The following is an 18090-nucleotide window of genomic DNA, read 5'->3' on the forward strand; positions in this document are numbered from 1 at the left end:
CCTATTTGGACTCTCTGTATAGTCTAAGCAATTATGTTTGCCAGCTCCAGTTCGGGACTTTCACCACGCAGTAGGGACTGAATCAATTTGATCCAGTCCCTTTTGCAATATTTTAGGTACACTGTATGCCATAAATGGGTTTACTTTTTTAATTACTCACATATTATGAAACGTTCACCCAACTACCGTTTTGTGCTGACTTCTCCACAGACTCCAATACAATTTGATTATTCACACCATCTTCAAAGTTCGGTGATGGACTGTAACCTTTGGAGATTCCGTCCATAAGTTCTTTCGCCAAGTTAATAAAAGTGTGCTCGTATCCGATGATATGTCCTGAAGGCCAATATCCTGCAGCGTAGGGGTGGCAGCTTTCCGTGCAGTTTATTGTTCGAAAACCTTGCATCCCTAATGGATCATCTGTCAAATAAAGTTGAAGTTGATTCATGTTTTCGAAGTCCCACCGGATAGACCCTTTATCACCGTTGATTTCAAAACGGTTTGCGTTGCGATTACCGCCGGCTACTCGTGTGGCCTCAAAGGTCCCGATGGCTCCATTTCGGAAACGGGCTAAGAAAACGGAGGCATCATCCACATCTACTTCTTTCATCATTCCATCATTGGAACAGCGCATTTTGGTGAAAGTCTCCATCATTCCCACAACAGACTGGAATTCTCCAACAAGAAAACGGGCGAGATCGATAATATGAGCAGCAAGATCGCCATGTGTTCCGGATCCTGATAATTGTTTATTTAATCTCCACACATAAGGAGAATACGGATCGACCAACCAATCCTGCAAGTATACTGCCCGTATATGATTAATTTTACCGATTCGTCCTTGATCAATAAGTTGTTTAGCCCACTGCACGGCAGGTGCAAAGCGATAGTTATGGCAGATCATGTGAACGACTCCCGCTTTTTTCACTGCTTGGAGCATACTTTTAGCTTCTTTCACACTCATCGCCAACGGTTTTTCACATATGAGATGCTTTCCCGCCTCTGCTGCCGCAATGGCAATCTCTGCATGGGAGATGTTTGGAGTGCATATATCAATGATATCAATATCGTCTCTTTCCAAAAGTTGGCGCCAATCAGTCTCATAAGATTGCCAACCCATTTTTTCAGCTGCCTTTTTTAAGCCATCCTCATCCCTTCCGGCAATCGCTCGAAGTTCTGGTACAACACCCGTTTCGAAAAAAAACGGCAAATCCCGATAAGCATGGCTGTGTGCTTTTCCCATAAATTTGTAACCAATTAAGCCGATTCCCACTTTTGTTTTGTTCCTCATAGCTATCCCCCCACGGGTTATCTAATACGTTTTCGATTCCTCAATTCCATCCTTCGGATCGGTCAAGGGGAAATATTCCAGTCCTATATAACCGTTGAAGCCCACTTTTCTAATGGCGTTAAATATAGCTTTATAATTAATTTCACCGTTGCCCAATTCATGTCTGCCCGGATGACCCGCCGCATGAAAATGCCCGATCTTGTCAATGTTTCGAATAATCGTATTAATGAGGTTTCCTTCTGTAATTTGCTGATGATATATATCAAATAGGACTTTAACATGGTTACTTCCGACTTCATCAACAATTTCAAATGCCTCATCGGAACGGTACAAAAAGTACCCTTTATGATCCACATTAATATTCAAGGGTTCCACCAGTAAAGTCATGCCCGATTGTTCAAGAAAAGGTACGCATGCCTTTAACCCGTCTATAAGATTTTCACGTTGCTGATTCCTGGGTAAATCCGTCAACTCATTGCCTACTTGTGTTATCAACCGTTTGCAATCCAGTCTTTTGGCTACCACAATAGACTCCTGTAAACCGGATAGGTACTCTTCCTTTTTGCTGGAATCCACCAAGCTGATGAATTTAGTACAAAAAGTAACGACTTCTAAATGAAGATCTTGTTTCAATTGTACTAACCGATCAATATCCTTGTTCCACCAAGCCCAAAATTCAAAAGAGTCAATTCCAAGGCTTTTAACCGTTTGCAAACTTTTATCCAAATCATATCCTCTCAATACTGCGTCAATACAAACAGATATTTTCATTGGGCCCTCCCCATACTCTCATCCGAATATTTGTATGAAAATCAATTTCATTAATAACCCTAGTTGCTTTAATAAGTTAAGGCAACCTGAATGACTGCTTTTGGATTCTCATCCACCATTTGAAAAGCATGAGAGATATTATCATAGGAAACTTTATGAGTTAAAAGGTTGTCCAATCTCAACCGGCTAAGTAACTCTAAACAACTCTCCAGTCGTCGGTCTCTGTTCCACATATGAGATATTGCAGGGTCCATTGCTCCTGTTTGTGAGCTTCGTATATTCACCCGGTTATGGTGAAATTCCTCGGATAAATCCAAGTTTGTGCTTGCTCCTTGATACCAACCCAGCGCTGTGACAGTCGTATCTGGAGCGGCAATACGAATAGCTTCATTTAAGGCTTTCTGATTTCCGGTTACTTCAATAACCAGATCTGCCCCTTTGTTTTTCGTTAATTTGCGTACCTCATAAGCTATGTCTTTGCAGGTCATGGGATTAAAGACATAATCCGCTCCATTTTCTAAAGCAGTTTGCAAACGAAGATCAAACATATCGATACCTATGACTTGGAAAGCCCCTGACATTTTGGCCATTTGTACGATTGTCTGCCCTAATACACCTAATCCGGATACAACTACCGTATCTCCTAATTTAATCGGTGAATCGAGAATGCCGTTATATGCTGTCATAAGATTAGTTAAGAAGATACCTTGCTCAGGGTGGACGGAATCAGGTAGCTTTATAACATCACTTGCCGGTTTAACTACAATGGACTGGTGCGGCCCGGTCGAATAAACAATGTCTCCAAGTTTGATATCGTTCACTTCTTTACCTGCTTCTACTACTTTTCCTACATTGGAGTATCCCATATACCAAACTCCCGGGTCACAGCTGCGAACCGGATATTTCCATGTATCATTTTGAGATGATTGAATAAATAGACGGGTCTGGCGGTCAAGTTTTTTATGAAAAAACGGTGCCACTCCCCGATAAACATTCATTTCTGTGCCGTGACTTATCCCGGATATGATACTTTTGATTTTCACTTCATTAGATTGAATAGATGGATCTTCTACCTCCTCTATGACCAATGTTTTCGGAGACAAATATTTAGCAATTTTCATTAGTAGGTACCTCCAGGTTTATATTTTATAATTAAGCCCCGAATAATATGGAACTACTACTCGGGGCAGCAATCCATACGTTTATTGGGTTAAAATTTTGTTGATTTCCACTACGGCATTTTCGATTTCGTCTTTAACAGATTTCCCCGCCATTATAGCGGTTGCCATCTTTGGAATAGGGCCATTTGGAAATGCGTCAATTTGACTCCATTGCGCAACCGGTTTATCACCCGGAATTACCCTCTCGGTCTGTTTAACGAAAACGCTCAACCATGGGTCGTTCTTAAAGTATGGGTCGTTCATAACTTCCTTGTTGGAATTTAGTAAAGAGAACCGTTTTGATGCTTCAAGCTGGATCTCATTGGACATGAAGAATTTAACCCACTCTTTTGCCGCCTCAACATCTTTTGTTGTTTTCATTATAGATATTGGGGCAGCGAAACTTATGCTTGATGGGCCTTCTCCCGTTTTACTCGGCATTACCGCAGCCTTATATTTATCTTTCATTTGTGGTGCAAGTTTTTCTTGGGTAGCTCTAAAATCTGCAGCTGCTCCGATCATCATGGAAGCTTTGCCTGACAAGAATTCATTGTTCGGGTCAAAGCTTGGGTCTATAATCCCTTTTGGCGCAATTTTATACTTATGCACAATGTCTTGCATAAACTGTAACGATTCCGCGCCTTCGGGAGTATTAAATGCAGCTTTGGTCAAATCATCACTTAAAACCTTTCCGCCGGCTTGCGTTAAAATTGCGAACCAAGTCTGATCAAAACGTGCTTGGGAATTTCTGAATATCAAGCCTGAACGAGTAATGTTCCCGTTAGCATCTGCTTTTGTCAATTTTTTCCCATATTCAATTAATTCATTCCAATTTTTCGGTGGCTCGGTTAATCCTGCTTCTTTGAAATGCTCCGTATTGTAAAGCAAAACTCGAGTATCCATACGCCAAGGGATGCCGTAAAAATCGTTGCCGACTTTCGCTTCGGATAAAGTGGAAGTAATATATTTGTCCACACCGATTTCTTTAACCAAATCATTAATTTGCATCGGCCCCATCTTATCGCCGCCGATTTTCTGGAAAGACTGAAGAAAGAATAGGTCTGCAACATCCGGCGCATCGCCACCGGTACTGGCTAAAGTATATTTGCTCAGCGCTTGAGACCAGTCTAGAGTTTCATATTTAACATTAATACCCGTTTTTTCTTTAAATTTTGCAGTAACATCCTTCATAAAATCATTCGAAATACTGGGGGTGCTTCCATACCGCTGAAGCCAAACCGTAATTTCTCTGTTTTTGTTTTCTTTTTTCTCAACAGTTTGGGTCTCCTTGTTTTGGCCGGAATTTTTCGCAGTGTCCCCCCCGGTATTGGTTACGTTGGTTCCGCTACAAGCAACAAGGGATACCTGCATCATCAGTGCCAGCATAAACAAGCTGATTGCTTTCAAGTTCATTTTCATTTTAGAACCCTCTCCATTCATTGAATTAGAAAACAGACTTTAAAATTCCTTACAATATTGTCTGCAACCACCACCTTTAAGCAATATGAAATGAGCTTCATTTCATGCGTAACATGCTGATTGTATCGGATCGAGATCGATTAACCTTTTATTGCGCCATCAGACATTCCACTGATCAAATATTTTTGTAAAAAACCGAAAATAAGTAAAATAGGTAAAGTGGTAATCACAGAAGCCGCCATAAAAAGGGAAACCGATGGAGTAACGCCGAATTGCCCAATGAAGTCATGAATTCCCACTGATAACGGTTTGTATTTGGTATCCGACAGAACAATGCTTGCCCACATATATTCATTCCAAGCCAATATAAAGGAAAAGATAGCGGTTGCAACAATACCGGGAATTGAAATCGGCAATGCGATCACGAAAAGTATCTTCATTCTCGAGCAGCCGTCAATCATGGCACTTTCTTCAATTTCAACGGGTAAAGTTGACGTAAAATAATTTTTTAACATCAGTGTACAAAACGGTATTGCCCAAATACTATAGGCTAGGGTAATGCCTATGGTCGTATTATTCAATTTCAAGCTTTGCATGATGAAATAAAACGGAATGATACTCATAACCCACGGAATTAATTGTGATGATAAGATTAACACAATGCTTGCATTTCTGATTTTGAAACGAAACCTGCTCAAGCTGTAACCCGCAAAGCAAGCAAGCAGAACGCAAACGATAGTGGTTGATAGGGAATAAATGATTGAATTTTTCAAATATTCGAATAGTGGCATGATCTGAAATACTTCAGTATAGTTCTTAAATTCAAAGTAGCTTGGCCACCAAGCAGGCGGAATTTGTAAAATCTGTTCAGCCGGTTTCACGGAAGTCACAAACATCCAATAAAAAGGAAAAAGAGCAAATATTGCAATGCTGTTCAAAATAACATAATGTACGACATATTCCCATTTCGATGTTTTATTCAAAACAACTCCTCCTCCCCGTTATTATTCTTTGAACTCATTCTGTACTCTCTTTTTGATATAAAAAATTGAAGGGACAAGCACTACCAAGAACATCAGCACACTAATTGTTGAGGCTGTGCTGTATTTAAAATTGATAAACGCTTCTTGAAACACTTTCACCGCCAATACGTTCGTCATATCCAGCGGACCTCCTTGAGTCAATAAATAACTGGAATTAAAATTATTAAATTGCCAAATGAATTCTAATAATAGTGTGATTTCTAAGACCGGTAAAATAAGTGGAAGCGTTATCTTGTAGAATTGCCCAATTTTACCCAAACCTTCTACAGTAGCAGCTTCATAGTAATCCTTCGATACGCTCTGCATTGCCGCTAAGAACATAACCATCATAAAAGGAAACATATGCCAAACATTGACGACAACCAGGGATAGCATAGGAATGTTGAACGGCCCAAATCCCCATTCTGTGTTCCCTAAGAAGGAGAATGGCGTATCCCGGAGTCCTAGACCCATAAGTAAACCGTTTAGCGGACTAAAATTTTCGCTGTATAAAACCTTCCACACAGCCCCCATTACAACAGGAGGGGTGACCCATGGAATCAAAAGTAAAGTCCGGTATAAACCTCTTCCCCAGTAGGGTTTGTTTAGTAACTGCGCCGAATAAAGAGCCACAATAGTTGCTAAGAATAGAGAAGCCACACTAAAAAAAATCGTATTGTATATGATTTTCAATAAGCCAGGGTCTTTAATAATATTAATATAATTATCCAATCCGATGAATGGCTGTTCCGGCTTCAGTAGTTCTACACGATAGAAAGACATCAGTATCGTTCTGATACTCGGATACAAGATCACAACTGTGATAAGTAATAAAACCGGAAGAACTAAAATATAGCTTATGTTACGATCAACGAAGGATGAAAACGTTCTACTCTGATGCTTACGCTTTAGTGGTTGCGACTGTTTTTTAACAAATTCATGTTCCATCTGATTCCACCTCTTGGTTTGTATTATGTTTCACAGATTCCCTCTCCACGTAGGAAGCATGTAAAGTCAACGTTTTTACACTTGTAGTTTTACTTTTCATTCTTTCTAAGATTAAATTGATTGCAGCTTCACCCATTTCTTTAAGGGGCAAACCGACAGAAGAAATCGGGGGAGATAAAATATCCGCATAACTGTTATCGTAACCGATGATCGAAATGTCATCAGGAACTCGGATTCGATGTTTATATAACGCTTGAAGAACGCCAATGGCCAGAACATCACTCGCTACAAAAATGCCGGAAGGCAGGAAATCACTCAAGATCATCTCTTCCATTAAATGAAAACCATACTGGGGACTATAGCTCTCACAAAATTTAATATATTTATTATCCGTGGTAATCTTCTCTTCCATAAGAGCTCTCTGAAAGCCATTGTATCTCTCACTCTCTACGACATTCACAGAAGTATCCACACCAATATATCCAATATTTTTATGATTCAATCGAAGCAGGTGTTTCGTCGCGACATAGGATGCTTCAACGTAGTCGATTAGGACCTTATCAACACCCATCACATCTAAAGGCCTTTCCACCATCACGGTTGGTATACCCATATCAACAACTCTTTGTATATTCTCCTTACTACTTGCACTGGTAAATATAATTCCATCCACTTTCCTTGCAACCATTTCTTCAATTTGCTTTAATTCTCGTTTTGGATCATTGTAAGTAAATAATCGTAGTATTTGATAATCACATTCATCCGCATATTCGTCTATCGATTGGCACAATCCGGCCCAGAATGGATTTGGATAAGCTCTCGGCAATATGTGTCCAATCATTCCTGTCTTTTGGCTTTTTAGACCCTGCGCTACTTTATTGGGCACATAATTCAATTCGGACAGAGTTTTTTCGATTAATTCTCTTTTTTCCTTTGACACATAACCGCTGTTATGGATTACCCTAGACACCATTGCAGGGGAAACATTAATGTACTTCGCAATATCTGTAATCGTTGTTGCCAATTTCTATTCACTCCTATCTGTTATTTGGAACTTTTTTCACCAAGTAAATGTGGTGACGTTTTCACAAAAAAAACAAACACTTTCTCTACGGAAAATTACTTTTTTATCAGATTTTTTTGCTATACACAAAATCGTAGCGTTTTCATTTCAGAAAAACAATAAATTAAATACTCTGGGATGGTAAATTAGATGAGGGAGAATCTCTGATTGTAATTCGCAATTCGAAAATGTGGTGACGTTTTCACATTTTTCAAAAAAAATATCTCTCTTTTGTTATTTCTTCTTACTTTTTCATACATAGATTATAATAATTATTTTGTGATCTTGTCAATACTTTTTATAATGAACATGGTAAGAAAGTAGAACAGTTAAAATTACGTTAGTTGGTCTCTAACAATTCATTCACCCCAGTCCCCTCTAAACATCCCTATCTCCAGATTTTGATCTTTCGCTGAAGCCCGACCGTAACCACGCCAGTTTGTACGGTTCATATAGATCCATACTTTAATGAAGGTATCACAATCGTCATAAGCAATATCGTAGAAGTCAGATAGTGATAAATGGTGTATTTCACTCTCATCATTAAGATTGAGTGATAGATTCTTTGTTGCATCAATTGAAAATCTCAAATCATCAAGAACAAAGATTTTTTCCCTGCCTAAACTTTCTTCCGTTAGGCTGATTCTGATTTTTCTATTTTGCTGCCAAATAGTATTTTGCTGGATTCAAACGAAATTGCGAGCCTGGAGGAGCCTTATGTACCGCATCAGATATATGACAATCTAAACTAGATGCTTCATCACAGAAATCAGAAATGATTACTGAAAGCTTAGTTATCGGAAAAAACTGCCCCCCCAATGTTGTCAGGTTAGGGACGTTTCATGGAAGGAGTGTAGTCTGCAAACGATGGAGTGAGCGGTCTTTGTATCCGTTTGAGTTCAAAAGCACATCGCTTCGATTGCAACGGAGACAGACCACAGCCATAGCAGCACAAAGAACCTGCTTATTTTACAGGAGGGAAACGTGCATTTAGATGAGTGGTTGGAGGGTTTTGCTACAAGCAGTGGCATCCGGAGCAGGAACTGGGACGGCTAAAGGTGATCGACGCAACCAATGCGGCGGCTTCTCCTTCGGCCTTTGTCCCTTGAGCTACTTCTGGCGGGCTTCGTACGTCGGCGAGCCACCTTCTGCCATCTTATTGGAGCGGCCTCGGACTCTTTATTTCTTGTCCTCAAGTAGCTTACTGAACAACCCGTGGTTGTCCAGAAGTTACTTCAATATCTGGAACGAAACGATTGTTCCTTCGTTCAAACTGCTCTCAATACGCAGCCCTTGTCCGTAAAGCTGCTTCAGCCGCTGGTCGGTATTGATCAGCCCGATCCCCTTCTGCTCCTTCGCGGAACCGCGAACCAGGATGTGCCGGATGGTCGTTTCGTCCATTCCCACGCCATCATCCTCGATATAAACCTCCGCTCTATCCTCATATTCGGCAATCCGGATTTGGATGGTGCCTCCGCGCGTTCGTTTCAAAATCCCGTGCCGGGCCGCGTTCTCAACCAGTGGCTGAATGGATAGAGGTGGTACAAGTATCTCCAAGGATGCCTTTACGTCCCACTGCACCTGAAGGCGTTCCTCAAACCGTTCCTTCTCAATCGACAAATAGGCTTGGACCAGCTCCAACTCGCTACTCAATAATACGAGCTTGTCCGAATTCTTGAAGTCGAAGCTAGCGTGCAAATATAAGCTGAATGCATCAGCAAGCTTGTGCATACGGTGCGTATCGATTTCGCTGAGCGCGACGATGGAGTTGAGTGTGTTGAAGAAAAAATGCGGCTTGATTTGCGCTTGCAGCCACGCTGCCTCCATGTACATTCGATCGCGAACAGCTAGCGTCAGATCGGTAAGTGCTCGAATTCTCGATTTTAGCTCCAGCGTGTTCGTTGGCTTAATAATGTAGTCGTTGGCTCCTGCGAGGAAGCCGGAATGAATATCCTCCGGCCGACTGCGTGCTGTAAGCAGCAGCACGGGGAGCTCAGCTAGCGAATAGCGCTGCCGGACTCGCTGGGTCAGCTCGTAGCCGGACATGCCGGGCATCATGACGTCGATGATCATAATGTCCCACTTGACCGTATCCAACAGCGCAATAGCTTCGTTTCCGCTTATTGCTGTGCCGATAATATATGGCTCGGAAGCCAGCGCATGAGTCAACACCCGCAAGTTGACCGGATCGTCGTCCACAGCCAGTATACGAATTTTGTCGATGGCCGGAGACGGTAGCTCGCTGACTGCCGGCAATTCGGTAATATCGGCCGCCTCGGAGGCTGCGGCAGCTGTTTCCACTGCGTGCGCGGGCAATGGTACAGCATCCGGAGAAGGGTCATCCCTCTTCGTCGTGTCTGCCGTCATCGCAAGCGGCAGCGTAAAGATGAAGGTCGATCCGTGATTGAGAACGGATTCGGCATAAATGGTACCTCCCTGCAGTTCGACGAGCTGCTTGCAGACGCTCAGTCCAAGCCCGATGCCACCGCCTAACGAAGTTACGCTCGAATCGGCTTGCTCGTAGGGGAGAAAGATTTTTTGCAGCGTCGCTTTCTCAATCCCGATACCCGTATCAGAGACGGTTATATGCGCATAACCATTCTGTACAGTGGCGTGGAGTTCGATGCGGCCTCGCGTCGTAAATTTGACTGCGTTATGCAGAAGGTTGAATAAAATTTGTGTCAGCCGATTCTCGTCCGCCTGCACCAGGGGGAACGACTCCGGGATTTCGTTGACGATTCGGATCGGCTTGCCCTCCGACATGAAGCCCAGCATGTCGATGACGCCGGAAGCCACCGCCTGTACGCGGATGGGAGCAGGCTGAATGTGAATGGCATTCTCCTTGAGCCGGTTGATGTCGAGCAGATCGTTAAGCAGAAACGACATACCGCGGCCGACTGAAATAAGTAAACGCAAGCTTTCCTGATGTCTGCCCACTTTCCGAGCGGCTTCATCGTCAAGCACCGCTTGGGCAATGTTAAGCATGCCGTGAAGCGGGTTGCGAAGCTCATGGGACGTATGGGCAAGAAAATCATCCTTACGCTTGTCAGCCTTCTGCAGCTTCTCGGTGAGGAGCCTCAATGCTGTCATGGAGTTGAAATGGCGTTTGAACCAATATGAGGCTATCGCCAGCACGGCGAATATGAGGTCAAACGGATAATAGCCGATTTCGGGAAAGTAAAATGTGTTAACGATGCCCCATATCCCGTTGATGGTAATCGTTATTCCTCCGATCAGCAGGAACATCGCATCTCGGTTGCCTTGTTTGGCTGAGCGAAACGTCAAGGTTGGGACGGCCACAATCGTGAACAGGTATAAAGGAATGTTGAAATAACCCAATTTCAACAGCGGTTGCAAAGGCAGAAACAAGACAATGCCGGCATAAAGTGAGCAGATATAATTGAACCAGCGGTAACGGCTGGATGATGTGCGTTCCACCGTAAGCAGCATTGCATTTTTGAACAAAAAATAAATGATTCCAAGATAGGATAGATGGAACAGACGGCTTATCCAATCATAGTTTATCGGCAACCAGATTTGCAGCAGCCGCTCATCATCGATAAGAATCGAGATAATGGTGCTGACGATCAGCAGAAAGAAGCTTAATAGTCCAGGAAGCCGACCGCCAATGAACAGGAGCAGGCAAGAATAGAAGGCGTGTATCAATAGGACGGCGCAAACGAGTAGCTGCATGCTGCGAGAGTACCATATGTTCTTTTCAATCGCATATTGAGTGCCGATCAGGACGGGAGAAGTGAGGCCTCCCTTGAAATAGTCGTAATAATTGGCAACTTGGATGACAACTTCTATGGTTTCTCCCTCGGGATAGAAATTGGCATAATAAGGCACTTTGCGCGCTGTGAAAGAATCGATGTCCTTCCCCGGAGTTCCGGAATAGGCCAGCAATTGTCCATTGATATACAGCTCGGAAGCGGTGGGAATGGACGGCACCCGAATGCCGAGCAGTTGCTTCTCGTTTGCGTGAATGTGAATGAGAAGCCGGTATGAGCCGTAGCCGATCGGCGAATGCCCTGCCGGATTTAACGTCTGTCCCCAGTTGCTTGGCACGTGAATATAATCGGGCTTTGGCGGCATTGGAAGCTTTCTATAATCCATATAAAATGCATGCGTGTAAAACTCCCACTCCCCATTCAAAGGAAGCGCCTGGTTCGACGAATAGTCCCATGCGGTGAGATCGATGGTACCTTGAAGGGCATTGGGATGGGGTGGCGGAAATATCCAGGCGACCCAGATGAGACGGATACTAGTTATAATCAGCAGATATATGCCGAGAATGAGTAAGATTCGCTTTGTTTTCATAAAGGTTGCATTCGACAATTGCGGCGCTTTTTCCTCCTTCCCAATTGCAATCGGCGCACTGCGAACTTGGCGCGCGCGTCGCGGTTACTTTATACTCCTTTGTCGTATTCGGACGATACGAGCGGACGGAGATCGATCTCCTCTTCTTGTTCCAACATTCGAATCATAAGTTGATACTGTTTATCGACAGAATCCGCATCATTCAGTCGAGCATATATTTCATAAGCTCGAGATAACTAACTTCATACAGAGGATCTTGATTTTGGTTTTATGGTAAACGCTAAGCGCCTTTATATTCATGTCGTGAGAACGGTAAAATTTTCCCAACTGCTGGGCATGTTGCAGCCATAGTGCCTTGAGTCTTTGGCGCTCGCCTTCCGCCCACACAAAACTATCCTCTTCATAAAAATTGCCGCGATACATATCGAGCAATCGCTCATGTTCAGGTGTATGTTCGATTGAAACAGGATTCAATCGACGAAGCTCTTGCTCCCATTGTTCCGCAGTTGGTTCGACTCGAGTACATATCCGCTCAGAGCATATCGGATCGAGAAAACGCCTTCTCCGACTGTATCCTTCCATATGGTGCGAATCCGATTATTGCTCGTCTGCAGGTTGGCGAGCCCTTTGCGTTCGTCCGATTCCGGCCAAAGCAACTCCAGCAAAGCATTCTTGCTAATCACTTTTCCCCGATGATGCAGCATGTAGGCATTGAGATGAAGTTTGTTTCTATATTATTCTAATGAATCTATGGAAGGATGATCATTATGTTTGCGCAATACGATGATATTGTCAACATTGAGGATTGTTGTGAAATGCTTAATATTGGGCGGAACAAAGCCTATGAATTGCTTCAAACATGTCAAATTAAATCATTTAAGGTAGGTGGCAAAGCTTATAGAATACCTTAAGTTTGCATACAGGAATTTGTTTTCGCTCAAGTACAGATGGAAATTGACCAATACAGAAAGACAATCGAATAATATTCATAAATGAATTGGCAGCGGTATCGTTCGGATAAATTCAGCAGGGCTAAAAAAGTGGAATCTGTTGGCCTGAATCATCAGGTAAATAATTCATGAAAACATACTCTTTTTCGATTCTCCTGGTCTGCTGCCCTAGTCACCGCACCGATCTTTGTATCAAACGTCACAGAATGCCAATCCTTGTAAAGTTCTAAAATGATTCCAATGTTTACTTGAAAAATTACACGAACATAACAAACAGGCTCTCCCAGAGTTCGATTTGAACTCAGGACAAGCCTATTTGTTATTCAGAGAACCATCCGATCAGCGATCGACTTGTTCATCATATTCTGCACCGTTAAGACTAATATCTTCTTCATAACAGTCAACAATATAAGTCGGACCCATCTCCCAAATGCTTAAAGCAGTTGATCATTTCACCCCGCCAACAATCGACTTCTTTACGAATTACACTAATCGAGGTATTTCCAAGCGTGGATATCTCTTGTCCCCCCAATAAATGTTTTAAAGTGACAGCAATAAAAGTTCCGTGGCTAACTAGAAGTATTTTCTGACCGCTATACCGGACAACCAACTCGTGCATCAACTCCGTGCTTCGCACAAGCATATGCTCCAATGTCTCCACATTAAGATCCAATGATTCCCAACCCGAACCCCAACGGTCTATGCGCTCCTGCTCCGTTGTTCCTTCGAGCTGTCCGAAGCTTCTTTCCCGCAATCGCTTGTCCAATTGAACAGGCTTTTTTAACAGTTGACTGATGATCTGCGCCGTTTCTTGGGCACGCAGCAAATCGCTGCTAATCAGAATATCCCACTGTTCGGCACTCAAGCGCTTTGCTACTGCATGCGCCTGAACTTGCCCCTCTTCATTTAACTCGATATCACGATGTCCTTGAGATCTACCTTCTTTATTCCAATCGGTCTCCCCATGTCTAACAAAACCAATGATCATCAATAACTCTCCCGATTTACGATATCATACTGCAGCTTTATCTTGCGATTCCAGACTATCCAGCATTATTTTCAACAGCGCCGGAAAATCAGTTCCGATTCCCGACACACCAAGATCATACACCCGTTTCATTTGCACCGGATCGTTTACTGTGAAAGTATATACACGCAGCCCGTGCGAAACTGCATCGGCCACATCCTCGGCGTCAATCAGCGTATAATAAGGATGCAGCGAGTATATATCCATCCCTGTCAACTCCGCCACATTGCGGTGATTGATGAAATTCCCCCTATACAATAGTCCAACTTGTAATCGGGGCTCTTCTTGCTTCAGACCTAACAATACTTTGTGGTGAAAGGACGAAAACACTACACTCTGCAGTCGATCGTACTGATTCAATAGCTGCAGCAGCCGTTCCTGCAACCGTGGGGTAAGTGGGCATTTGACCTCCACGTTGATCACGATTTCAGCCGGTACAGAAGCAAAGACTTCCTCCAGTAACGGAAGCTGCTCGCCGGCATAACGTTCATCAAACCAACTTCCGGCGTCCAGCATTTTCAGTTCCTCCACCGACATATTAGCAATTTCCCCCGTGCCATTCGTTGTTCGATCGACCGTTGAATCATGGCATACAAAAATTTCTCCATCCGCCGACAGATGGATGTCCAGCTCCAACCCTTCCGCCCCCTGCTGCAAAGCCAGACCGAATGAAGCCAATGTATTCTCCGGCGCTTCTCCAGAGGCTCCGCGATGGCCGATGATTAACGGCCGTTTATCCTTGTGTACCATTATAAGCCGACTCCTTCCCTTATAAAAGAATCTTATTGAACCGTGTTTACTCCCAACCATACGCGAAGGCATGTCACAAACCGACCATTACGCCCTCACGTGTGTTGTGAGCAAGTAAGCGTATTTTACTTGCTTACAGTTTTGTTATATACACTGATTTTGCCCGTAATCTCTTTAGCAGCAGCATTCAGTGCTTCACTAGGAGCGTTCTTCCCATTCAGTGCTTCCTCTATTGCATTTTCGGTAAGCGATCTAGCCTCCGAGAACACACCAATTAGAGCACCCTGCGAAGACAGGTTGTTTTTTGTTTTGTGCAGTTGGTCGACTGCTGTTTGAAACTGCGGATACTTCGCCATATTGTCCTTAAGTAATTGCTCGTCATATGCCTTTTTCGTTATCGGAAAGTAAGCCGTGCTTACATGCCAGTTTGCCTGTTGCTTCGGTGTGACAGCGAACTTAATGAACTCCCATGCTGCTTGTTGCTCCGCTTCAGAACGATTGTTCATGATATATAAGCTCCCGCCGCCTACAATTATGCCGCCTTCTTTAGCATCGGACGGCTTTGGCAGAAATCCCGTTCCAACTTTGAAGCTGTTTTCTGTACTCTTAACAATACTGCGCAAGCTGGCGGTTGTATCGATCGTCAAGGCGATTTGGCCGGCAGAGAACGCCTTTATCGTATCGTCGGGCTTGCGACCGAAGTTAATTGCCGTTTTGGTATCAACCATATTTTTCCACCATGTTAATGTCTTCAAGCCCGGTTCGCTATTGAGTAAAGATTCAGTGGCTTGGCTTTTACGACCGTTTCCATTATTGACAAGTTCTGCTCCTTGGTTTGCGAAGAACTGCTCCATGTAAGAACCTCTAATGGTAAATCCGCAGGGAACTTTAGCGTTCTCGGTTAGTTTCGCACAAACATTCGACACTTCTTCATAGGTTACCGGCGGTTTTTCCGGATCGAGACCAGCCGCTTTGAACAAGTCCTTATTATAATAAAGAATCGGATTCGAAGTGTTGAAAGGCATCGAATTCAGCTTGCCATCGATCGTATAGTAGCCGAGGATATTTTCTTCCAATTGAGACAGATCGTATTTCTCTAGATCTATAAACTTCTGCATTGGCGTTATGGCTTTGGAATCGATCATAAAGCGGCTACCGATTTCGTACACCTGCGCAATGGAAGGGCCGTTTTTGCTATCCATTGACGCTTTTAGTTTTTTCAAGCTATCATCATAACTGCCTTGATATATAGCTTCAACCTGGATCTTATTCTGCGAACTATTGAAATCGGAAACCAATTGGTCCACCGCTTTACCATTTGTTCCACTCATTGCATGCCACCAAACTACTTTTACTGGTTCGTTGCCTGCGGCCACTTTCGGCGTTTCCTTACTATCTTTTCCACTTACGGCAGGCTGAGGAGTGTTGGCTTGTCCGCACGCTGCCATCATTAGCAATATGAACGCCATCGTGAGATGTAGAACGATTTTCTTGTTTAATCTTTTCATTTCTTAACCACTCCTATATATTTTTTATATATGCAGAACGTCCGTTCCGGATCGGACGATACTACTTCGATAATCAATACAGCTAGCCTTTGACGGCTCCTTTAGTGATTCCGCTAACTAGTTGGTTGAGACCGAGCACTAACAGTGCCAATGTGGGCAGAAGCACTACTACCACGCCTGCAAACACAAGGTTCCATGATGCACTTTCCTCACTCTTCAGCATACTGACTCCGATTTGTACCGTCCGCATGTCTACGGTATTGGTGATCAGAAGTGGCCATAAATACATGTTCCAGTGATTCAAGAACGAGTAGACGCCAAGAGCGGCCAATGCCGGTCTGGACAACGGGAGCACTAACGAGAAAAAGCTTCTCAGATGACTGCAACCATCGATTTTGGCGGCTTCGAACAGCTCGTTTGGCAGCTGGAGGAAAAATTGGCGAAGCAAAAATGTTCCAAACGCTGTTGCCAGAAACGGTACGATAAGCCCTTGGTAGGTGTCGATCCAATCCCAGCTCCTGATTGTCAAATAATTCGGGATCATTGTCACTTCCCACGGAATCATCATGGTAGATAAAAATAGAGTAAACAGTACGGTCTTTCCTCTAAATTTCAAGTAAGCGAAGGCGTAAGCGGACAGACTTGCTATAATCAATTGTCCCACCATAATGGCCGTCGATACGATAAAACTGTTGAATACGAAAGTGACGACAGGAATATTTAGAATAACTTCCTTATAATTTTCCCAGTTCAGCCTGTTTGGGAGAAGATTCGGTGGATAAGAAACCGATTCAGCGTCCGTCATAAAGGAGTTAAACAAAGCGAATAGCAACGGATAAATCGTTAGCAGCGCAGCTATGACTAGAATCAAATAAATCAGGGAAGTTTGCAGTCGTGTCATCATTGATAGTGCACCTTCCTCTCAGCAAACCGAAACTGGATGATCGTCAATATCAGGATGATCGCAAACAGGACTAATGCCTGTGCGCTGCCGCTGCCGAATTGGAAATTGACAAACGCATCATTGTATATGTTGAACACAATTACTTCTGTTTTGTACATTGGACCACCCTTGGTCAGTACGTCAATTTGTCCAAAGGTTTGAAACGCTTGGATGACCGATACGATCCCAACGAAAAAGAGAGTCGGTGATATCATCGGTAGCGTAATATGGAAAAAGGTGCGCTTCGGGTTGGACCCGTCAATTTTGGCGCTATCGTAGATTTCTTCGGAAACGCCCTTCAAACCGCCCAAAAGGAGAATATATTTGAACCCGAGATCCATCCAGATGGTCATGATGGCAACAGCTACAAGAGCCCAAGCGGGATCCGTAAGCCAGTGGATCGGCTGCAAGCCGACAAGCGTCAATACATAATTTAACATTCCAGAAGTCGGATGGTAGAGCATCGTCCAAATGACTGATCCTGTCCCGGTGGCGATGATCAAAGGTAGTGAAAAGACGAACTGAAACAGCTTCATGCCGCGAATCTTGTTATGAGTCAAGGCGGCGAGCAGGAGCGCGAGAAAGATGGCCGTCGGAACTGTCAGCAGCGTAAATGAAAGCGTAACTATCAGGCTTTGAAAAAACTTTTCATTGGTGACCAATTCAACGAAATTGTTCAAACCAACAAACAATGCCACTCTGCCGCGCGGATCCGTCAAATATAAGCTCAAATAAACCGATTTGATCAATGGATAAAAAAGAAATGTTCCGAACAACAGCAAAGATGGGGTTAGAAAAATGTAGGCGAGCATTTGTTCCCTCCATTTTTTAGACCGTAGGCTCTGCGTCTTTGTCGTCGACGTTTTCAGATTCTGAGACGATCGACGAAGCGGAACATTCTTTTCTAAACGACTCATA

15 protein-coding genes are annotated in these 18090 nt (G+C 43.5%); all 15 read right to left on the bottom strand.

What is annotated here, in order from left to right:
- Positions 1–163: 163 nt before the first annotated feature.
- Complete coding sequence (locus GC093_RS13075) at positions 164–1291, bottom strand: Gfo/Idh/MocA family protein (RefSeq protein WP_171652320.1); 1128 nt, start codon at positions 1289–1291, stop codon at positions 164–166.
- A gap of 21 nt (positions 1292–1312) precedes the next feature.
- The gene (locus GC093_RS13080; protein WP_171652321.1) at positions 1313–2062 is read right to left on the bottom strand and encodes a hydroxypyruvate isomerase family protein; all 750 of its coding nucleotides are present in this window, start codon (positions 2060–2062) and stop codon (positions 1313–1315) included.
- A gap of 68 nt (positions 2063–2130) precedes the next feature.
- Positions 2131–3183, bottom strand: a complete 1053-nt coding sequence (locus GC093_RS13085) for a zinc-dependent alcohol dehydrogenase (protein WP_171652322.1) — start codon at positions 3181–3183, stop codon at positions 2131–2133.
- 81 nt (positions 3184–3264) lie between these two features.
- Complete coding sequence (locus GC093_RS13090; RefSeq protein WP_171652323.1) at positions 3265–4641, bottom strand: ABC transporter substrate-binding protein; 1377 nt, start codon at positions 4639–4641, stop codon at positions 3265–3267.
- A 140-nt stretch (positions 4642–4781) separates the two neighbouring features.
- Positions 4782–5624, bottom strand: a complete 843-nt coding sequence (locus GC093_RS13095; RefSeq protein WP_216624619.1) for a carbohydrate ABC transporter permease — start codon at positions 5622–5624, stop codon at positions 4782–4784.
- Positions 5625–5645: 21 nt separating this feature from the next.
- Positions 5646–6611: a carbohydrate ABC transporter permease gene (locus GC093_RS13100; protein WP_171652324.1), complete on the bottom strand. Its 966-nt coding sequence runs from the start codon at positions 6609–6611 to the stop codon at positions 5646–5648.
- Positions 6601–7635, bottom strand: coding sequence for a LacI family DNA-binding transcriptional regulator (locus GC093_RS13105; RefSeq protein WP_171652325.1), 1035 nt, complete (start codon positions 7633–7635; stop codon positions 6601–6603). The genes GC093_RS13100 and GC093_RS13105 overlap by 11 nt, the downstream gene beginning before the upstream one ends.
- A gap of 1269 nt (positions 7636–8904) precedes the next feature.
- Complete coding sequence (locus tag GC093_RS13110; protein WP_171652326.1) at positions 8905–11994, bottom strand: hybrid sensor histidine kinase/response regulator; 3090 nt, start codon at positions 11992–11994, stop codon at positions 8905–8907.
- Positions 11995–12213: 219 nt separating this feature from the next.
- A complete protein-coding gene (locus GC093_RS13115; protein WP_171652327.1) occupies positions 12214–12468 on the bottom strand; it encodes a hypothetical protein in 255 nt (84 codons plus the stop codon).
- Positions 12465–12698 carry an AfsR/SARP family transcriptional regulator gene (locus tag GC093_RS13120; protein WP_171652328.1) on the bottom strand — a complete coding sequence of 78 codons (234 nt, stop codon included), beginning with the start codon at positions 12696–12698 and terminating at the stop codon, positions 12465–12467. Before GC093_RS13120 ends, GC093_RS13115 begins: the two co-directional genes overlap by 4 nt.
- 646 nt (positions 12699–13344) lie before the next feature.
- Positions 13345–13932 carry a histidine phosphatase family protein gene (locus GC093_RS13130; protein WP_171652329.1) on the bottom strand — a complete coding sequence of 196 codons (588 nt, stop codon included), beginning with the start codon at positions 13930–13932 and terminating at the stop codon, positions 13345–13347.
- Positions 13933–13956: 24 nt separating this feature from the next.
- Positions 13957–14721: a glycerophosphodiester phosphodiesterase gene (locus GC093_RS13135; RefSeq protein ID WP_171652330.1), complete on the bottom strand. Its 765-nt coding sequence runs from the start codon at positions 14719–14721 to the stop codon at positions 13957–13959.
- 125 nt (positions 14722–14846) lie between these two features.
- Positions 14847–16229 carry an ABC transporter substrate-binding protein gene (locus GC093_RS13140; protein ID WP_171652331.1) on the bottom strand — a complete coding sequence of 461 codons (1383 nt, stop codon included), beginning with the start codon at positions 16227–16229 and terminating at the stop codon, positions 14847–14849.
- An 82-nt stretch (positions 16230–16311) separates the two neighbouring features.
- A complete protein-coding gene (locus GC093_RS13145; RefSeq protein WP_171652332.1) occupies positions 16312–17133 on the bottom strand; it encodes a carbohydrate ABC transporter permease in 822 nt (273 codons plus the stop codon).
- The gene (locus GC093_RS13150) at positions 17130–18089 is read right to left on the bottom strand and encodes a carbohydrate ABC transporter permease (protein WP_171652333.1); all 960 of its coding nucleotides are present in this window, start codon (positions 18087–18089) and stop codon (positions 17130–17132) included. The genes GC093_RS13145 and GC093_RS13150 overlap by 4 nt, the downstream gene beginning before the upstream one ends.
- Between the last annotated feature and the right edge of the window lies 1 nt (position 18090).

The organism is Paenibacillus foliorum, from assembly GCF_013141765.1.
GTDB classification, from domain to species: domain Bacteria; phylum Bacillota; class Bacilli; order Paenibacillales; family NBRC-103111; genus Paenibacillus_S; species Paenibacillus_S foliorum.